Raw genomic sequence first — 15,751 nt, forward strand, 5'->3', positions numbered from 1 at the left:
CAGCCGCCGCCGGGCCACCAGCAGCAACCGCCGCCGCCGGACCACCAGCCGCCGCAGCACCCGCCGCAGCAGCACCCTGACCGGCAGCACCCGCCGCCGGACCACTAGCCGCAGCGTCACCGGCACCGGCAAGCCTAGCCAGCGCACACAAAAAGGGCAGTAGGAAAACCTACTGCCCCACACGTGCGCGCCTAGAGGGCTTTTACCACGCGTTCATAACGTCCAGCACCTGTTTCTTGGTCCGGACCAGCTGGTGGCCAAAGGTTGCCCAGTTGTGCTCACCCGTTGGCGGGTAGTCACTGGTAACACGGATCCCCATGGCACGAGCCTTTACTTCCCAGGCTTTGGTGGTCAACAAGGAGAAGATCTCAAGCGGAATCCCGGCCGCGTGGTGCTCCAGGGCAATGTTGCGGTCAGCTGGTCCCGGAATGCCGGAGGCGGCGGAGATGTAAACGTCCGTGTTGCGCAGGCCCGGAATCTGGTACATGGGGTCTGATTCAAACCGGCGCGGACTGAACAGGGAGCCGTACATGGCGTTGACGTTGAACCCGCCGGCGTCCCACAGCGCAAAGCGCATGAGGCTATGCGCACCGGGGAAGGTGTAGTTCAGGTAACCCGAGTAAGACATGGCCTGGCGGAATTGGTCGGGGTGCTTGCCGGCCAAGGTGATGGCCGCAGACCCGCCCATGGACAATCCGATGATGGAGTTGTTGTTGCGCGCCACGCCAAAGTGCTGCTCCAGGTACGGCGGGAGCTCCTTGGTCAGGAAGGTCTCCCACTGGTACTTTACCGGCTGGCGGTAGTCGTAGGTCGCGGGCCCTTCCCAGTCCATGTAGAAAGAAGCGGTGCCACCCACTGGCATGACCAGGGTGATGTTGTGGTCAGCGTAGACCTGCGCAGCGTTGACGTCTTTGACCCAGGCGTTGGTCTCACGGGTAGCCCGCAGGCCGTCAAGCAGGTAGAGGCCGGCGTTGCCGCCGCGCTGCGCGGGCTGGATCTGGACCTGGATATTACGCCCCATGGAGGGGGACCAGACGTCACAGCGCTGAACCCAGTAGCCCACGCCGTCCCATTCGCAGGCCCCCGTGGAATCGGGCCGCAGCCAGTCGCGGTTGGCCGCACGGGCCTGCGGGGCCACCATCACGGCCAGGCCGAAGGCAAGAATAATGGCCACCGCAGCGGCAAGAATGCGCTGCGATCCACGGGCAGATACCATCGCAGCGGAAGAGAGATACGTCATGCTTCTCCTTTTGGGGGTTGAAATGCCGGAATTAAAGTTACATTCTAATAACGGCTAGATATAGAGAATATTAGCCCACCAGGCAGCAAAAGTCCCGCCCGTGACACTCTTTCGGCAAAAGACCTCGGGATGCCGCGGTTAGCGAATGGGGTTTAGTTCAGGTATTCACGGGGGTCGCTGGAAAGCTCGAGTGTGCGGCCCTCGTTCAGCGACCAGAGGATGTTGTCCACAAAGCGCGCCGGCGTCAAAGGCGCGCGGTAAGTAGCAAAAAGCTCCTGGAATACTGGCGTTTCCAGCGCTTTCCTACACAGCTTGGCCTTGTCATGGTCAATCCATGGGGGCAGCTGGTCAATGTCCACGGCGGTGTCTGCTACCTGCCATTCGCGGGAAAGCAGCTTGTCGTGGCCTATTCTTCCGCCTTCAATGCGGGGCTGGCGCGCGGCCATGGGTGTGGCAAGCCCAATGTTGTCCAGTACGCGGATGTCCAAAGGTGAGAAAGCTGAGGACATGCCCATGTTGATGAAATAGAGGCTGGGCGGGCCCTGGAGACCGGGCTCGCGCGAGACTGTGAGCCAGGAGAATGTCCCGGTTTCGCGGTCTTCCAAGTACCGCAAGGCCACGGCCTCGCCGTTCCTTAGTTCGCCCAGGGCCGGCTCAAAGCCATTGAGCACCTGCGCGTCGCGGAAATCATCTGCGTACAGCGGGCCGTCGCCCGGATCGCGTTGGGTGGCGTAGGTCCAAAATTCTCGCTCGTCCACGACGGTCACTTTTCCTTGGAAAAGCGCCCAGTCTGAGTTGTTTCCGCGGGCCACCACCACCAGCGCCCACGCAATAATTACTGCCGCGCAGGCCAGGAACGCGCGCGCCCGGGAGAGCGGCAGCACCAGGACGGGTAGCAACGCCGCGAAAAGCGGTAGCAACAACATGCGGCCGTGCATGAAGTCCCCGCCCACGCGGATGACGTAGAGGGTGTGCAGCCCGGCCGCCACCAGCATTAGTATGCTGACAGTGAGCACGCTGCGTTGGGCGTGTAGGCGCAGCGCCCATCCGCCGGCCACAGCAATGAGCAGCAGGGGTAGCCATAGCCAGTACGGCCCCACCAGGTTTAGGACGTAGTGCATCCCCTGCCCCCAGGCGGAGTCACTGGCTGATTTGGCCACCGCGGTGTGGGGGGTGAGCAGGCCATAGTAGCCCATGCGGAAGATTTGGTACCCGGCGGGCAGCGGCAGCGCCACGCCCAGCACGGCCAGGCGCCGGTTGCCGGTGAGCAAAAGCATAAGGCCCACGATGCCCCCGTAGAGCGCCAGCTCCGGACGTACCAGCCAGGAAACGCCGCACCAGAATGCCAGCCACAGCTCGAAGCGTTGCCCCTCCGCGCGCGCCCAGGCCAGCAGCAGTGCCCACAGGACCGCGAGGTAGAAGATGGACAGCCCCCATTCCAGCCCGGAGGTCATAAAGTCGCGCGCGGGGGGCAGGGCTAGGTAAATGAGCGCGCCGGCGGGGACGGTAACGGCGGTGTAGATCCGTGCGGTGGCCCACGAGCCCAGGGCGAGCGCGGCCACGGATAGGCCCAGCGCTAGGGCCAGGGAGATGCTTTCTAGTTGGGCTCCGGTGAGCCGCTGCGTTGCGTAGATGAGGTATTGCCAGAGCGTGGAGGTGTTTGCTTCCACGCGCTCGCCGATGTTGAAGACGGGGCCGTTGCCCGCAATGAGGTTGCGGACGGTGCGCAGCACGATGAGCCCGTCATCGGACATCCACCGGCGGGTCCACCCGCCCCAAAACGCCAAAATACCAACAACTGCCGCCACCACGTAGGGGCCGGCTACCCGGGGGTTGCGGTATTCAGCGAGCTTAGACATAGTTCTTAAAAATCTAGCAGCTTATTAGAAGAATGCCGGAATCACATAGGACGCGAGGATGATGCAAGCCATCCACAACAGCGCCAGGATTTGGAGCACGCGGTCCTCAAGCGCGATTTCGTCTGGGGCGCCGCCGTTACCGCGGTCAACGTCAGCGGCATAACGCAGGATGGCGATGGTAAACGGCACCATGGACACCTGGTACATCACCCCGGCTGGGCCTTCGGTGAGATTGGATAACTGAAAACCCCACAGTGAGTAGGACATGACCACTGCGGTGGCGGAAAGCGTCCACACAAACCGCAGGTAGGTGTCCGTGTAGCCCTCCAAAGATTTCCGGATCTTGGCACCGGTGCGCTTGGCCAGCAAGATCTCCGAATAGCGTTTGCCGGAAGCCATAAATAGGGAACCAAACGCCGCTACCAGCAAGAACCACTGGGATAGGACAATGCCTGCGGCCACGCCGCCGGCCATGGTGCGCAGCATGAAGCCGGAGGAGACCAACGCGATATCAATGACCGGCATGTGTTTCCAGCCAAAGCAGTAGCCTAGCTGCAGCGTGATGTAGACGGCCATGACTACGGCCAGGGAAGTCCCGGCGGTAGCCAGCAAGGACAAGCCGATAGTGGCCGCAATCAGCGCCACGGCCATGACGTAGGCCAGCTTGATGGGCAGCATGCCGGAGGCTATTGGCCGGAAACGTTTGGTGGGGTGCGCGCGGTCCGCGTCCACGTCCATGGCGTCGTTGATGAGGTAGATAGCCGACGCCGCGAGGCAGAAGACCACAAAGGCCAGGACCACATCTAGGACCACGCGGGAATGGAATAGCGTTTCCGCGCCGGCCGCTGCGGGGGCGGCCAGGACTAGGACGTTTTTAACCCATTGCTTGGGGCGCAGGGATTTGACCATGGCGTCAGGAAGGTTTTTGGGCGGGGTGCGTTTGCGCCCGGTTTCTACGCCTTCGGTGTGCGGTTCCGAGTCCAGGACGCTGGGCGTGCCGGTATCCTCACGGTTCATGCAGAGGCCTCCTCTAACCTGTAAATGATTTCTGCGGTGCCAACGCCCAGGGCGGAACCCAACGCGGTGTCGGTTGGGTAGTGTACGCCCAGGACCATGCGTGAGCACATCATGACGGGAATGCCGGCCACGAAGGCGGGGTTTCCGGTCACCCGCGCGGCCGCCCAGAGGAAGGCGGCGGTGGAGGTGGAGTGCGAGGAAGGGAAGGAAAGCTTCGAGGGCGTGCTCACCCCCACGCGGACGTAAGAATAATCCGGGCGCCGGCGGCGCACAACGCGCTTTATTACCACCGATGCCGCGTGAGCACTGAAGGCACTTAGGCCCACCGCCGCCCACTTCCGGGCGGCCCGCTCATCCGAGCGGGAAAAACGCTGGTACGCGTACACGGCGGCGGCGCTGCCCATCCAGCCCAGGGCGTGCTCGCCAAAGTGGCTCAGCCCGCGGGCGGTGGGCAGTACGCCGGGAACGTCGAAGGCGGCGTCCTGGATGCTTTCCAGGATTCGGGATTCCGCCACAGAGAGCTTACTGGGCATCGAACACCTTCTTCCAGGACTGGCGGCTGGTTAGCTCCGGTAGGGCCGCGCGGTAGTCTTCCCGCAGCTCATCGAAGTCATCACCGATCTGCTCGAGCAACTCGAGAGTCTGGCGGATGAGGGACCCAGCGAGCGCGCGGTCGCGCTTGCGGAAGGCCACTCCGGTGCCGCCGGCGGTGGTCACGGTGGCGGAATCTACCCGCGCGAGGGTAAACCAGCGAGCTTCTTCCGGGGTGAGGTTAAGCTGCGGGGCTTCGTGGTGGGCCGGGTCTTCCTTGCTCACCAGGTGCTTGACCGCCTTTGCTAGCCACGGCAGCTTCTTTACTTTGCCCAAGCGCCCGCCGACGTTGCGGGTGGGCACGCCCGGCGCGCCAGTGGGGGCGGGGAGTTTGTCTGCGGACTCGATGATGACGGCGTCGGCGTACTCGCCGCGGATTTTGGCGATGCGTGGAAGCGAAGTCTCCAAAATCTCGAACAGGAAATCCGGCCCGGCCAGGAAGTCCCCCATAGCCTCAATCTGGATGGCCATGGTGGAATATTCCATGCACATCGCGTGCTTGAGGGTGGATTTGAAGATTGAGCGGATGATCTCCTTAGGGCTACCCTCGTGGTAGAGCGCGGCCACAATTAGGCGGTTGCGCAGGTGGAAATATGCCTGCCAGTCAATGGCGTCATCCTTATCAGCCCACGCCATGTGCCAGATGGCAGCACCTGGCCAGGTAACGGTGGGGAACCCGTGCTGGGCTGCGCGGAGAGAATACTCCGTGTCATCCCACTTGATAAACAGCGGCAGCGGCTGGCCGATAGTCTCCGCCACCACGCGCGGGAATAGGCACATCCACCAGCCGTTGTACTCCACGTCCACGCGGCGGTGCAGTGCGCGGGAGTCGTAGTTCTTCGGGTCCAGGCGAGACTGGGCGTCCCCGATAGCGCGCAGCGGGTACTTGGCAAAGTCATGGTCGTAGACCGCATGCGGGGCGGGGCCCCACATGAAGTCACTGCGGTTGACCTGTTCTCCGGTGGTACGCAGCTGGCTGCGCTCTTGCAGGTTAAGCATCTGCCCGCCCACGATGAATGGGCTTTCCGCATAGCGTGCTGCTTGCACCGCGCGGTAAATGGAGTCCGGCTCGATGGCAATGTCATCATCCATGTAAAGGATGTAGGGGGCGTCGGTGTTTTCTAGCGCCTCGTACATGATGCGGGAATACCCGCCCGATCCGCCCAGATTGCCCTGGCGGAATTCGCGGAAACGCTCCCCCAGGTGCGCAACTGCCTCCGCGTAGCCCGGCTCATCCGCCGGGTGCTGGTTGCCTTGGTCGGGCATGAGGACGACGTCAATGATGTCATCTACGAAGGGATCACTGCCTAGGGCGGTGAGCGCCGCGACGGCATCGGCAGGGCGGTTAAAGGTAGGGATTCCCACGGCAACCTTTTTTGGCTGCGCCGGGTACTGGGTGCCATCGGGAAGCCGCTGCGGGGCGGGCGCGTGCGGGGAGCACCAGGCCGCGTCGGTGATGGTGGACTCCTTGATAGCAGAGACGTCAAACCACAGCAGGCCGCCGTCTTCGAAGTTGTTGAGCTTCAGCTCAAACTCGTGGTGGCCATCCGTCACGTGCTCGTGGCTAATGGCAATACGCTGGCCATCCTGCTTGGAGCGGAAGAAAGACAATGTGGCCTCACCTTCCACGTCCAGGGCAAGAATCACGGAGTTCAGCTGGGACCACCGGCGCCAGTAAGCGGCGGGGAAGGCGTTGAAATAGGTTTCAAACGAGGCCTCGGATCCGGCCGGAATGGTTACCTGCGTGCGGTCTTGCCAGCGCAGGCGGTCCTTATTCTGCTCAGACTCAAGAAGATACAGCGTGCGCACGTCGTTGGGCTCGCCGCGGCTAGGCAGCAAGATTCGCGCGAGTGGCTCATGGGCTTTGGGTGTAGTCACGATTCTCCTTTTATGCAGACTTCTCCTCCCCAGGGTAATAGCTAACCCGCCGCGGGGCTGAGTGCCACGGCGCGGGAGATTAGTTTTCCGGCGCTACCTGGCGGGCCCGGGGAGGGTGCTCGCCGCAGCGCTGCCGGGCGGTAGCCGACGCTATTTTGGGGTTTTCCAGCGCAGATGGGTTCCGCACATAGCGCAGAAATAGTATGCTGAAGGAAACCATCTTCGTCTCTTGGTGGGAAACCACCACCCAAAAGTTTTTAAGGAACCCCACGTGAAACGCTCTCTCATTTCAGCTACCACCGCCGTGGCGCTGGCCTCTACCGCCCTAGCAGCGCCCAGCGCCGGCGCTGTGACCATGAATATTCACGGCAACACCTGTAACTTCACCTTTAGCCAGGAAGAAAAATCCGTGGGCGGGGTTTACACCTGGGTGAGTAAGAAGCCCAAGGACCTGGCCAAATCAGACCACGCTGCCTTGAAATCCAACCGCGAGGTGCACGACTGGGGAGATCCCGCTAAACAACAAGTGGTCGACGAACTACTCGCCTCCTTCGAGGCCTGCACACAGGGCCGCAACTACGATAAATCGAACCCTTTCACGGAGCTTGAAAACCCCAAGAACGCTTCCGCCATTGCACTGTCCCTGATTGGAATTATCACCGTACTGGGGTTGGTAGCTATGTTTAACGGTCCGCAAATCCGGGATTTTGCGGCCAACAACCTAGGTATTCGCCTCTAAGGGCAAGCCCGCCCCGGCAGTAGGTTCCCGGGCGGGGATTTAGCTTTCCTTTCAAAAAGTTTTAAGATTGTTTGCGAAACAAAATAGACTGGGTGAAAGGAACCCCATGACCGAACAGTCCCTGGGCTGGCACCGCGTATTGAATTGGCGCCCCACTTCCGTTTTTGCGCGAATTGCAATTGTATTACTGCTACTGGCGCCGATTGCCATAGCCGGCACCATGATGTGGGCCATGTGGGACCCCTCCAAGTACCTGCGCGACATTGAGCTGGCCGTGGTTAACGAAGACGCCGGCGTAGAAAGCCGCGGTGAATACATTAACTACGGCGACCAAATCGTGGAAGGCTTGCTCAATACCGATTACCTGAACTTCACCGATGTTGACGCGGAGGAGGCCCAACAAGGGCTAACCCGCGGCAAATACATGATGGTTGTCACGCTCCCCGAGGTATTCTCCGAACAGGCCGTGACCATCATCAGCGAGAACCCGGTGCGCCCGGAAATTGAATTTGCCACCAACGACTACTACGGCACCAACAGCTCCGTTATCACCGCCGGCCTCATTCCCAAGGTGCAGACCAGCGTGGAAAACGCTATTACCAAGAAATACGCCGACAAGGTCATCTCGGGTGTGGTGAAACTATCCACCGGCCTAGAAAACGCCGCCGAAGGCGCCGGCAAACTAGACGAAGGCGCCGGCAAGCTCCAAGAAGGCGGCGGCAAAGCTGCCGAAGGAGCCGTCAAATTAGACGAAGGCGCAGCCAAACTGGCCGCCGGAACCGGCAAGCTCCAAGCAGGCGTGGGCGAACTCTCCCAAGGAGCAACCAAACTAGACCAGGGTGCCAACCAACTAGCCGGCGGCATGGACACCCTAGTTGCCGGTACAGACAAACTTGCTGACGGCGCAGGCCAGATCAATGCCGGCGTGGTGCAGCTGACCGACAAACTCATTCCCCTCCTAACCCAGGCGGAAGCCGCCGCCCCGCAGCTAGCGCAAGCGGAGCAAGTACTCCGAGCAGCCGGCATGGTGGAGCAGGCCAACAAGGTCGGAGACCTTGCCACCAAACTCACACCAGGCAGTGATGAGAACATGGTGGCCCAGCTCAACAAACTCCGCGATGGCACCGCGTTGCTGCACTACAACCTCGCGGACCCGAACGCGCAGTACCGCGGCGGCATGGTCAAGCTGCAAGACGGTGCCCACCGCCTCGCGGATGGCACCGGCAAACTCACTACCGGCGTGGCGCGGCTTTCGGACGGCTCGGGGCAGCTGGCATCGGGAGCTAACCAGCTCAAAGAGGGCACCGGAAAATTCAAAGACGGCGGCGGGGAGCTCAAGGCCGGCCTGGACAAGCTGAAAGATGGCACGGACCAACTCTCCACCAAACTCAGCGAAGGCGCGGCCAACGCACCGAAGATTGCCAAACCGGACATCTCCGCGCAAAACATGGCCGTTCCCATCAACTTCACCTCCACCAACCCGCACCCGGTGCAAACCATCCTCAGCGCGGAAGACCCCACCAAAAAGGAAGTATCCGGGGGCGTATCCATGCTGCTGGTAATGGTCTTTGGGTTCCTCATCATGCTGATTTTGGCGCTGCTACTGCCCGTCTATTTCCGCCGCCGCAACCACGGCACCACCGCCGTACTAGGCGCGTGGGCGCTCAAGACCGCCGCCAACGCAGTGGTACTGGGCGTGCTGGCCGCGCTCTCCCACTCCATGGGCTGGCAGCCGGCTAGCTGGGCCACCGTCCTCCCCGTCTTGGCGCTGACCGCAGCGTGTGGCGCGGCCTGCTACCAGCTGTTCCAAGTGTTGTTTGGGCGCGGTGCCGGCGGCGGGTTCGGTCTGGGCTTCTACGCCCTGGGAATCATGGTCTTCGGCGGCGTGTGGCCCGTTGTGGCCATCCCGGCGTTCCTGCGCCTGTTCCACTTCATCCACCCCATGACCTACGCCAAGACGGCGTTTATCCGCGCTACTGACGGTATCCACGATGTCAGCTACTGGGCCCCGGTGGGCGCACTCCTGGCATTCACGCTCATAGCCCTGGCCATCTCCGTAGCGGTGCTGCACGCCCGGCGCGCCATGTTGGAGCAATCGCTTAGCGCCACCGCAAGCCCGGCGGGGCCCATGGCGGTTCCGGCTTCTAGCTAGGGATTCTCAGCGTCCAGGAGGCGCGGAACCACAATGGGGCGGCCGGACTCCGGGTCCTCAACCAACCGGCAGTTTAGGCCGTAGACCTCCTGCAGGAGGTCTTCTGTCACCACTTCATCTACCGGCCCCTGGGCCTGGATTGCCCCGTCTTTCATCACGATGAGGTTAGTGGCGTAGCGGAAGGCCAAGGTCAGCTCGTGCAATACGGTCACCACCGTGACGCCGCTGCGGTGCAAGTCCCGCGCCAGGTTGAGCACCTGCACCTGGTGCGTAATATCCAGGTAAGTAGTGGGCTCATCCAAGAGCACTATAGGAGTGTCTTGCGCCAACACCATGGCCAACCAAACGCGCTGGCGCTGCCCGCCGGAGAGTTCATCAAGGCGCTTGTCCTGGAACGCCTCCACGCGGGCGCGGCGCAGGGCGCTATTGACGGCGGTTTCGTCCGCCTTTGTCCAGCGCCCTAGCATGTCCTGGTGCGGATAGCGCCCGCGGGCAACTAGGTCGTAGACCACAATGCCTTCGGGTGCCACGGGGCTTTGTGGCAGCAAACCCATCTGGCGGGCGATATCCTTGGAGCCCATCTTCTTGATGTCTTTGCCATCTAGGTAGATTGCGCCCTCCGCCGAAAGCACGCGAATAAGCGAGCGCAGCAAGGTGGACTTGCCGCAGGCGTTTGGCCCCACAATCACGGTGAGTTCACCGCGGGGGATATCCACGTCCAGGCCATCGATGATGTTCGTGCCACCGTAACCCACGTACAGGTTTTTAGCGCTTAGCGCAGGGGTTTGCATTCTTACTTCCTCCATTGTTGGGCCAGTAGCCACACCAGATAAATACCGCCAAGTAGGCCGGTGACTACACCTACGGGCAGTTGAACGGGGGCAAACGCGCGTTGGGCAACCAAATCGCTGGCTACTACCAGCGCAGAACCCATCAGTGCTGCGTTGCCCATTCCCACCCCGGAGCCGCGGCTTAAGCGGCGGGCGAGTTGGGGCGCAGCCAACGCTACGAAGGCAACGGGGCCGGAAATAGCTACGCACAGCGCAGTGAGCAGCACTCCTACGCCGATGAGCTGCAGCCGGTAGTATTCCACGCGCACACCCAGGCCGGTGGCCAGGTCATCACCGGTAACAATGACGCCCAGCGGGCGCGAAAGCAGAAGCGCTAGCGGAACCAAGGTGCCCACGGCGCTGACTCCAAAGCCCACATCACCCCATGTAGTAGCGTTGAACGAACCGGCCATCCACTGCATAGCAGTCTGGGCGGCACTAAGCGAGGCTTTGACAATCATCAGGCCGTTGAGCGCCTGCAGAATGGAGGCCATACCGATACCCACCAACACCAGACGGATGGCCGATAGCTTGCGGTTTTGCAGAGCTAGGAAATATACCGTCACTGCGGTGAGAAGGCCGCCCACAATGGCACCCGCGGAGATGAGCACCGGGGAGCCGTTGAACAAGGTGATGGTGGCCACCGCACCGGTGGCAGAGCCTACGGTAAAGCCAATGATATCCGGGCTACCCAAAGGGTTTCCGGAGAGCTGCTGGAAAATACAGCCGGCCACGCCCAGTCCCGCGCCTACCACTACCGTGGCGATAACACGGGGCAGCCGCTGCCCACGCACGAAGAACTGGCCCAGCGGGTCATTGCTCAGGCCAAACAGGTGGGCCACGGTTTGCTGGAAGCTCATGGGGTAATCCCCCAGGCTAAGGCCCAGAATCACTCCGCAAAAGATTAGCGCGATGAGCACCAACCCGGTTCTCACGGCACGTTTTTCCAGACGTACCCCGGCCACAGAATGGAAACGAGAATTTGTCATGAGAAAGTCTCCAGGTTCTTGCGGCGAACGATGTAGAGAAATACTGGCCCGCCGACCAGCGCGGACATGATTCCGGTTTGGATCTCCAGGGGCATGACGATGACGCGGGCGACGATATCGGCCAGCAGCAAAAACACGGGCGCCGCGATGACGCAGGTGGGGATAACTAGCCGCTGGTCTGCTCCGCAGATAGCGCGCGCCAGGTAAGGAACGGCCAACCCCACGAACATGATGGGCCCTACCGCTGCGGTGGCCGCGCCACACAACAGCGTCACGGAAGCCACCACCAAAGTCCGGGTCTGGCCCACTTTGACGCCCAGGGCTTTGCCGGTTTCCTCACCTAGAGTTAACGCGTTGAGGGCCGGTGCCGCGATGAATGCCAGGGCAAGGCCAATCAAGATAAACCACACCACGGTGCCAAACACGTCCCAACCACGGCCTTCCACCGAGCCGGAGGCCCAAAAACGGAATTCGTTAAATGCGCGCTGATTGCTCAGCAACACCATTTGCACGAAGGCGGAAATGGCCATCGAAATAGCCACGCCGGCAAGGGTCAGGCGAGCCGGGGTGACCGAAGCCCGGCCTACGCCGCCCAAGATATACACGCCAACGCTGGCCACCACCGCGCCCAACATTCCTAGCCAAACGTAGCTGCCAATTCCTTGCACCCCGGCGAAGGCCACACCGGCCACCACGGCAAGGGAGGCCCCCGCGTTGATGCCCAAAATGCCGGGGTCAGCTAAGGGGTTGCGGGTTAAGGCCTGCATCAGGGCCCCCGCCACGCCAAGGGCGGCACCAACGATGATAACCACCAGCGTGCGGGGCACGCGCTGGCCCACCACGACGGTGTGCGCGGTTGTGCCGCCATCGCCAGTCAGGGCCGTGTAAACCTCGGAAAGGGACAGAGCGTTCGAGCCCAAAGCGAGCGACGCCGCCACCATAACCAGCAACGCTAGGATCAACGCAACGAAACTAGCCCGCCTTAATCTGAGGCCCATCTATTTGCGACGCTGCATCAGCAGCCAGGCATTGATGGCCGTCATTCCCACCAGAAGGATGGCAAACCCCACGAACAGCCCGACGTACGGGGTGGAGTTGGGGCCGGAGGAGTCCGCGGCCAGCACTGAGTCATCGTCTTTAGGCTTGTCTTTGTCTTTGTCGAAGATGCCGGAATTAGCTGCAGTAGCCGTGGAAGTGGTCTTTGACTTGGAAGACTTAGAGTCGGCGATTTTGGGCTTGGCTACCGAATCATCCAAGGATTCTTTCTTGGCGCCCTGCTTGTTCGCGGATCCGCCGGATGAGTTCGAGCCACCGGAGTTGCCAATGGATTGACTGCGAGCCTGGTTCTGGCCGCCTTCCTCAACGTAGATGACTTCTTCTACGATTTCTTCCTCTTGTTGGCGGGAACCCGAGTTGCTGCGGTTACTATTGCGGTTGCTGTTGCCGGAGCCACGGTTGGATACCACGCGGGAGCCCCCGCGGTTGCTGTCTGTTCCGGTGGAGGTGGTGCCGGAGTTGGAGTTGGAATCAGAGTCAGAATCCCCGCTGTTCGAGCCCCCGCCGGAGTTATCCGCGGAGTCGTTGGCGGCCTTGATGACAGTAAAGTTAGAGCCGCCGCGGTTGGTATAACCCAGGTTCCTTTCGCCCTCGGTAGCCAAGTAACGCAGGTGGTGTTGGCCCGGCGGGAGGTCGCAAGGAACCTCAATGGAACCAGAGGCGGTACCGTCGCTGTTAATCTTGTGCCGGGCTACCACGCCCTGGCCCTGGACAGACATATCCCCACCAAACCCCGCGCCGTCATCAATTTTGATGTTGACAATCTCCCCGGCCGGGAAGCCTCCCACCTCGAAATCCAGGTAGCCACACTGCTCAACTTCCGAAGGGGAGACGGAGGAATAGGTACCGGGGGTGTCATCTCCCGCCCCGCCAGGGGGAAGAGCTAAGGCCAGCGGAGCCATGGAGGAGGCTAGGAAAGCGGTACCGCCGAGCACACCCAAGGTGCGGAATTTTGCGCCCAAGCGCGAATTAGTGTTGTTCATGATTTTCCTTTTTGATTTCTAAAATTTACGACGGAAAGCGGCGAGGACGCCTGCAGTTAGCAACGGAACCATGGCCGAACCGGCAATCAACCACCAGTCGAGGGCTGTCATCTGGCCACTGGGGCGCGCAGGATCTACTGCGGCGGGGTCTTCGTCTGGAGCGCTCGGGCTAGCATTAGCCGGATCCTCTTGCTCCGCCTGCGGGGCTCCCAGGCCCAAATCCAACCATCCGACCAGATTGTCCTTGGCATCTGTGGCAGCAATGGTGTAATCACCATCAGGCAGGCCGGAGGTATCAAGAACAACTTCTCCATTTTTGTCTACCTGAACCCAGCCGGCATCGACGGGTTTGGCGGTGGGGTCAGTGGTATAGACCCACAAGTTAGCCCACTGGCCCGTCTTGAGCTTAGGAATCTTCAGCGTGAGCGTCTCATCCTTGAGCGAACCGCTGACTTTGTGCGAGTTCTGTGCGTTGAACTCCTTATAGCTTTTGGCTGGTGCCTTGCCCTTGCTCGTGGGCTTGCTGTCATAGCTGGCACCGCCAGCACTTCCGCCAGTGGAGGACTGTCCGGTGTTGCTGCGGCCGGTATTGCTGCGGCTCGCACTATTGCTGGTGTTCTGGCTACCACCGCGGGTTACGCGCTTGACTACCCGGCGCACCACTTTCTTGGGGGGCTTATTAGAGTCCCCAGTAGTAGCGGCTTCCCGGTCAGCGGTGGAGTTCTTCGCATCCTTATCCTTGGATCCGCCAACGGTCTTATCCAGTTTCTTCAGCTCGGAGTTCATCTTCTTGATCTCGGCTTCTAAGGCACCGACTTCGGAGAGTTTCTTTTTCTTCTTGTCTCCGTCTTGAGTTTTGTCGCCGTCTTTGGTGTTGCCCTGATCGGAAGCGTCGTCTTGGGTCTTGGGGGCGTACTCAAAGTTCTGCCAGCCCAGGAACTTGCCAAACTCACCGCGGTTGCCTCCTTGAACGGTTACCTTGAGAGGCCCCTCCGGAATGTCTTCAGTCTCCGGCAACAAAACCTGCCCATTGGCGTCTAACTGGAACCAGCTGTCGCTCCAAGGAATCCGCGGCGACCCGTCTTCGATATAGGCGTTCACGTAGACCCAATCACCTTGTTTACTATCAGGCACAGTAACCAGGACTCCGGTGCCCTGCTTGTCCACCTTGATACCGTTTTTGGCACTATCTACCAAGTCCTCTTCATAAGAGAGAGGATCTGGCACACCGGCCGGGCTATATTCTCCGATCACGAAAGGGAAACGGTTCGGGGCGATGGGCAAACTGATCTTCACGTCGCCCTCCTGCAAAGAACCCGACAGGATACGGACGGTGTGCTCGCCGTCCTCGAACGGAGCCTGGGTGCCGTAGGGCCCATCCAGGGTGCCATCCGGGAGCTGGACGTCCACCGCGAAATCACCGGTGGTGTCGTCCGCGTTGACTATCTGCCAAATTGTGGGATTGTCGTGAACTTTGAACTTTTGGACGTGCTTGACGTTAGCCTCATCAAGCTTGATGGCCACGCGCGCGCCGCCGCCATCCGCGTTACAAAAACCCCTGCCTTCGATATGCAAGCGGTTGTCCGCATCCGGAGTTTCGCTCACCGTGGCCGAAGGTGGAGTGGTGCTGGGCACACACGTAGGTTTGGTGTTTTCCGGCTCCTCCCACTGCTGGCCTTCTACCCGCAGGGACGGGGTCACGGAGCTTCGCGAGATATCGCCCTCCACCAAGCCGGAAGCCACGTTAAACTTCAACATCTGACCGGGTTCGAGGTGCAGCGGAAGGCGCTTTTGGACATCAAAGGTGCCGTCATAGTTGGCCCTGAACTGCCAGAAAATGGTGGGGTCTTTCTCACCGCTCTTGGGGTGAGAAATCACGTCATCTTCGGAGAGGTTGCCGGTGTCCTCACTACCGCGCTTGTACTGTGAAACCACGTCCCCCACCAGGTGGTTAACCTTGATGGTGACGGTCGAGCCCTTGCCTTCTTGGTTTATCCATCCGGTGCCAATTAGGCGAACCATTCCGCCCGATTCCACGTCACGCTGGATCTTAATATTGGCACCACCGATATCCACCGACATCAGTTCATCCTCTTTCTGGGCGGCCGCCAATGCCGAGACGAGGTTCAGCGTCTGCGTATCTTCGGCCGGTTGGGATCCAACCTCTGCCTGATTTAGCACGAGGGGTGCTGGCGTGGCCGCTGAATCTGTTGCGGCCGTGTCAGCGGTGGAGTAGGTGGTGGCGGGAGCGGCGGGAGTGGCGGGAATGGGAGCTGCGGTAGTAGCGGCCGGGGTGGTGGCGGGGGCGGTCGCGAGCGCTACCGCCGGGAAGGCGCACCAACAGGCCACGGCAGAGCCCAACGCCACCGCAGTGGCAGACCGGAGCGGGCGAGAGAAAGAGTTCTTGATGTGCATAA

Annotated in this window: 12 protein-coding genes; 2 read left to right on the plus strand and 10 right to left on the minus strand. The window is 61.0% G+C overall.

What is annotated here, in order from left to right:
• Positions 1-202: 202 nt before the first annotated feature.
• The 5 genes from F4V58_RS10950 to F4V58_RS10970 all read right to left on the minus strand — a co-directional run bounded on the left by F4V58_RS10950 (position 203) and on the right by F4V58_RS10970 (position 6,585).
• Positions 203-1,240: an alpha/beta hydrolase gene (locus tag F4V58_RS10950; RefSeq protein ID WP_075735952.1), complete on the minus strand. Its 1,038-nt coding sequence runs from the start codon at positions 1,238-1,240 to the stop codon at positions 203-205.
• Between the two features lie 152 nt (positions 1,241-1,392).
• Positions 1,393-3,099: an arabinofuranosyltransferase AftB family protein gene (locus F4V58_RS10955; protein WP_075735954.1), complete on the minus strand. Its 1,707-nt coding sequence runs from the start codon at positions 3,097-3,099 to the stop codon at positions 1,393-1,395.
• 24 nt (positions 3,100-3,123) lie between these two features.
• Complete coding sequence (locus F4V58_RS10960; protein ID WP_075735956.1) at positions 3,124-4,116, minus strand: decaprenyl-phosphate phosphoribosyltransferase; 993 nt, start codon at positions 4,114-4,116, stop codon at positions 3,124-3,126.
• The gene (locus tag F4V58_RS10965) at positions 4,113-4,649 is read right to left on the minus strand and encodes a phosphatase PAP2 family protein (protein ID WP_075735958.1); all 537 of its coding nucleotides are present in this window, start codon (positions 4,647-4,649) and stop codon (positions 4,113-4,115) included. Before F4V58_RS10965 ends, F4V58_RS10960 begins: the two co-directional genes overlap by 4 nt.
• Positions 4,639-6,585: a glycosyltransferase gene (locus F4V58_RS10970; protein WP_211272755.1), complete on the minus strand. Its 1,947-nt coding sequence runs from the start codon at positions 6,583-6,585 to the stop codon at positions 4,639-4,641. Before F4V58_RS10970 ends, F4V58_RS10965 begins: the two co-directional genes overlap by 11 nt.
• Positions 6,586-6,856: 271 nt before the next feature.
• On the opposite strand from F4V58_RS10970, the gene F4V58_RS10975 reads away from it, so the two are divergent.
• Positions 6,857-7,324, plus strand: coding sequence for a hypothetical protein (locus F4V58_RS10975; RefSeq protein WP_075735964.1), 468 nt, complete (start codon positions 6,857-6,859; stop codon positions 7,322-7,324).
• A gap of 106 nt (positions 7,325-7,430) precedes the next feature.
• Positions 7,431-9,476, plus strand: coding sequence for a YhgE/Pip domain-containing protein (locus F4V58_RS10980; RefSeq protein ID WP_075735966.1), 2,046 nt, complete (start codon positions 7,431-7,433; stop codon positions 9,474-9,476).
• Here the strand turns inward: F4V58_RS10980 and F4V58_RS10985 are convergent.
• From F4V58_RS10985 to F4V58_RS12610, 5 genes are read right to left on the minus strand one after another with little or no spacing between them, the layout of a single operon-like run.
• Positions 9,473-10,267 carry an ABC transporter ATP-binding protein gene (locus tag F4V58_RS10985; RefSeq protein WP_075735968.1) on the minus strand — a complete coding sequence of 265 codons (795 nt, stop codon included), beginning with the start codon at positions 10,265-10,267 and terminating at the stop codon, positions 9,473-9,475. The two genes, F4V58_RS10980 and F4V58_RS10985, sit on opposite strands and share 4 nt — an antisense overlap.
• 2 nt (positions 10,268-10,269) lie before the next feature.
• Positions 10,270-11,295 (minus strand): FecCD family ABC transporter permease, encoded by a 1,026-nt coding sequence (locus F4V58_RS10990; protein WP_075735970.1) that lies wholly within the window; start codon positions 11,293-11,295, stop codon positions 10,270-10,272.
• Complete coding sequence (locus F4V58_RS10995) at positions 11,292-12,257, minus strand: FecCD family ABC transporter permease (RefSeq protein WP_245802992.1); 966 nt, start codon at positions 12,255-12,257, stop codon at positions 11,292-11,294. The genes F4V58_RS10990 and F4V58_RS10995 overlap by 4 nt, the downstream gene beginning before the upstream one ends.
• Positions 12,258-12,293: 36 nt before the next feature.
• Complete coding sequence (locus tag F4V58_RS11000; RefSeq protein WP_075735974.1) at positions 12,294-13,334, minus strand: hypothetical protein; 1,041 nt, start codon at positions 13,332-13,334, stop codon at positions 12,294-12,296.
• A gap of 18 nt (positions 13,335-13,352) precedes the next feature.
• On the minus strand, positions 13,353-15,749 hold the full coding sequence (locus F4V58_RS12610; protein ID WP_075735975.1) for a hypothetical protein: 2,397 nt from the start codon (positions 15,747-15,749) through the stop codon (positions 13,353-13,355).
• Positions 15,750-15,751: the final 2 nt, after the last annotated feature.

It is taken from the genome of Corynebacterium phocae (assembly GCF_008693075.1).
Lineage (GTDB): Bacteria > Actinomycetota > Actinomycetes > Mycobacteriales > Mycobacteriaceae > Corynebacterium > Corynebacterium phocae.

What these genes read in the sequence shown, in the direction of transcription:
- F4V58_RS10950 (WP_075735952.1), bottom strand. Translation starts at nt 1,240, where the DNA reads ATGACGTATCTCTCTTCCGCTGCGATGGTATCTGCCCGTGGATCGCAG.
- F4V58_RS10955 (WP_075735954.1), bottom strand. Translation starts at nt 3,099, where the DNA reads ATGTCTAAGCTCGCTGAATACCGCAACCCCCGGGTAGCCGGCCCCTAC.
- F4V58_RS10960 (WP_075735956.1), bottom strand. Translation starts at nt 4,116, where the DNA reads ATGAACCGTGAGGATACCGGCACGCCCAGCGTCCTGGACTCGGAACCG.
- F4V58_RS10965 (WP_075735958.1), bottom strand. Translation starts at nt 4,649, where the DNA reads ATGCCCAGTAAGCTCTCTGTGGCGGAATCCCGAATCCTGGAAAGCATC.
- F4V58_RS10980 (WP_075735966.1), top strand. Translation starts at nt 7,431, where the DNA reads ATGACCGAACAGTCCCTGGGCTGGCACCGCGTATTGAATTGGCGCCCC.
- F4V58_RS10985 (WP_075735968.1), bottom strand. Translation starts at nt 10,267, where the DNA reads ATGCAAACCCCTGCGCTAAGCGCTAAAAACCTGTACGTGGGTTACGGT.
- F4V58_RS10990 (WP_075735970.1), bottom strand. Translation starts at nt 11,295, where the DNA reads ATGACAAATTCTCGTTTCCATTCTGTGGCCGGGGTACGTCTGGAAAAA.
- F4V58_RS11000 (WP_075735974.1), bottom strand. Translation starts at nt 13,334, where the DNA reads ATGAACAACACTAATTCGCGCTTGGGCGCAAAATTCCGCACCTTGGGT.
- F4V58_RS12610 (WP_075735975.1), bottom strand. Translation starts at nt 15,749, where the DNA reads ATGCACATCAAGAACTCTTTCTCTCGCCCGCTCCGGTCTGCCACTGCG.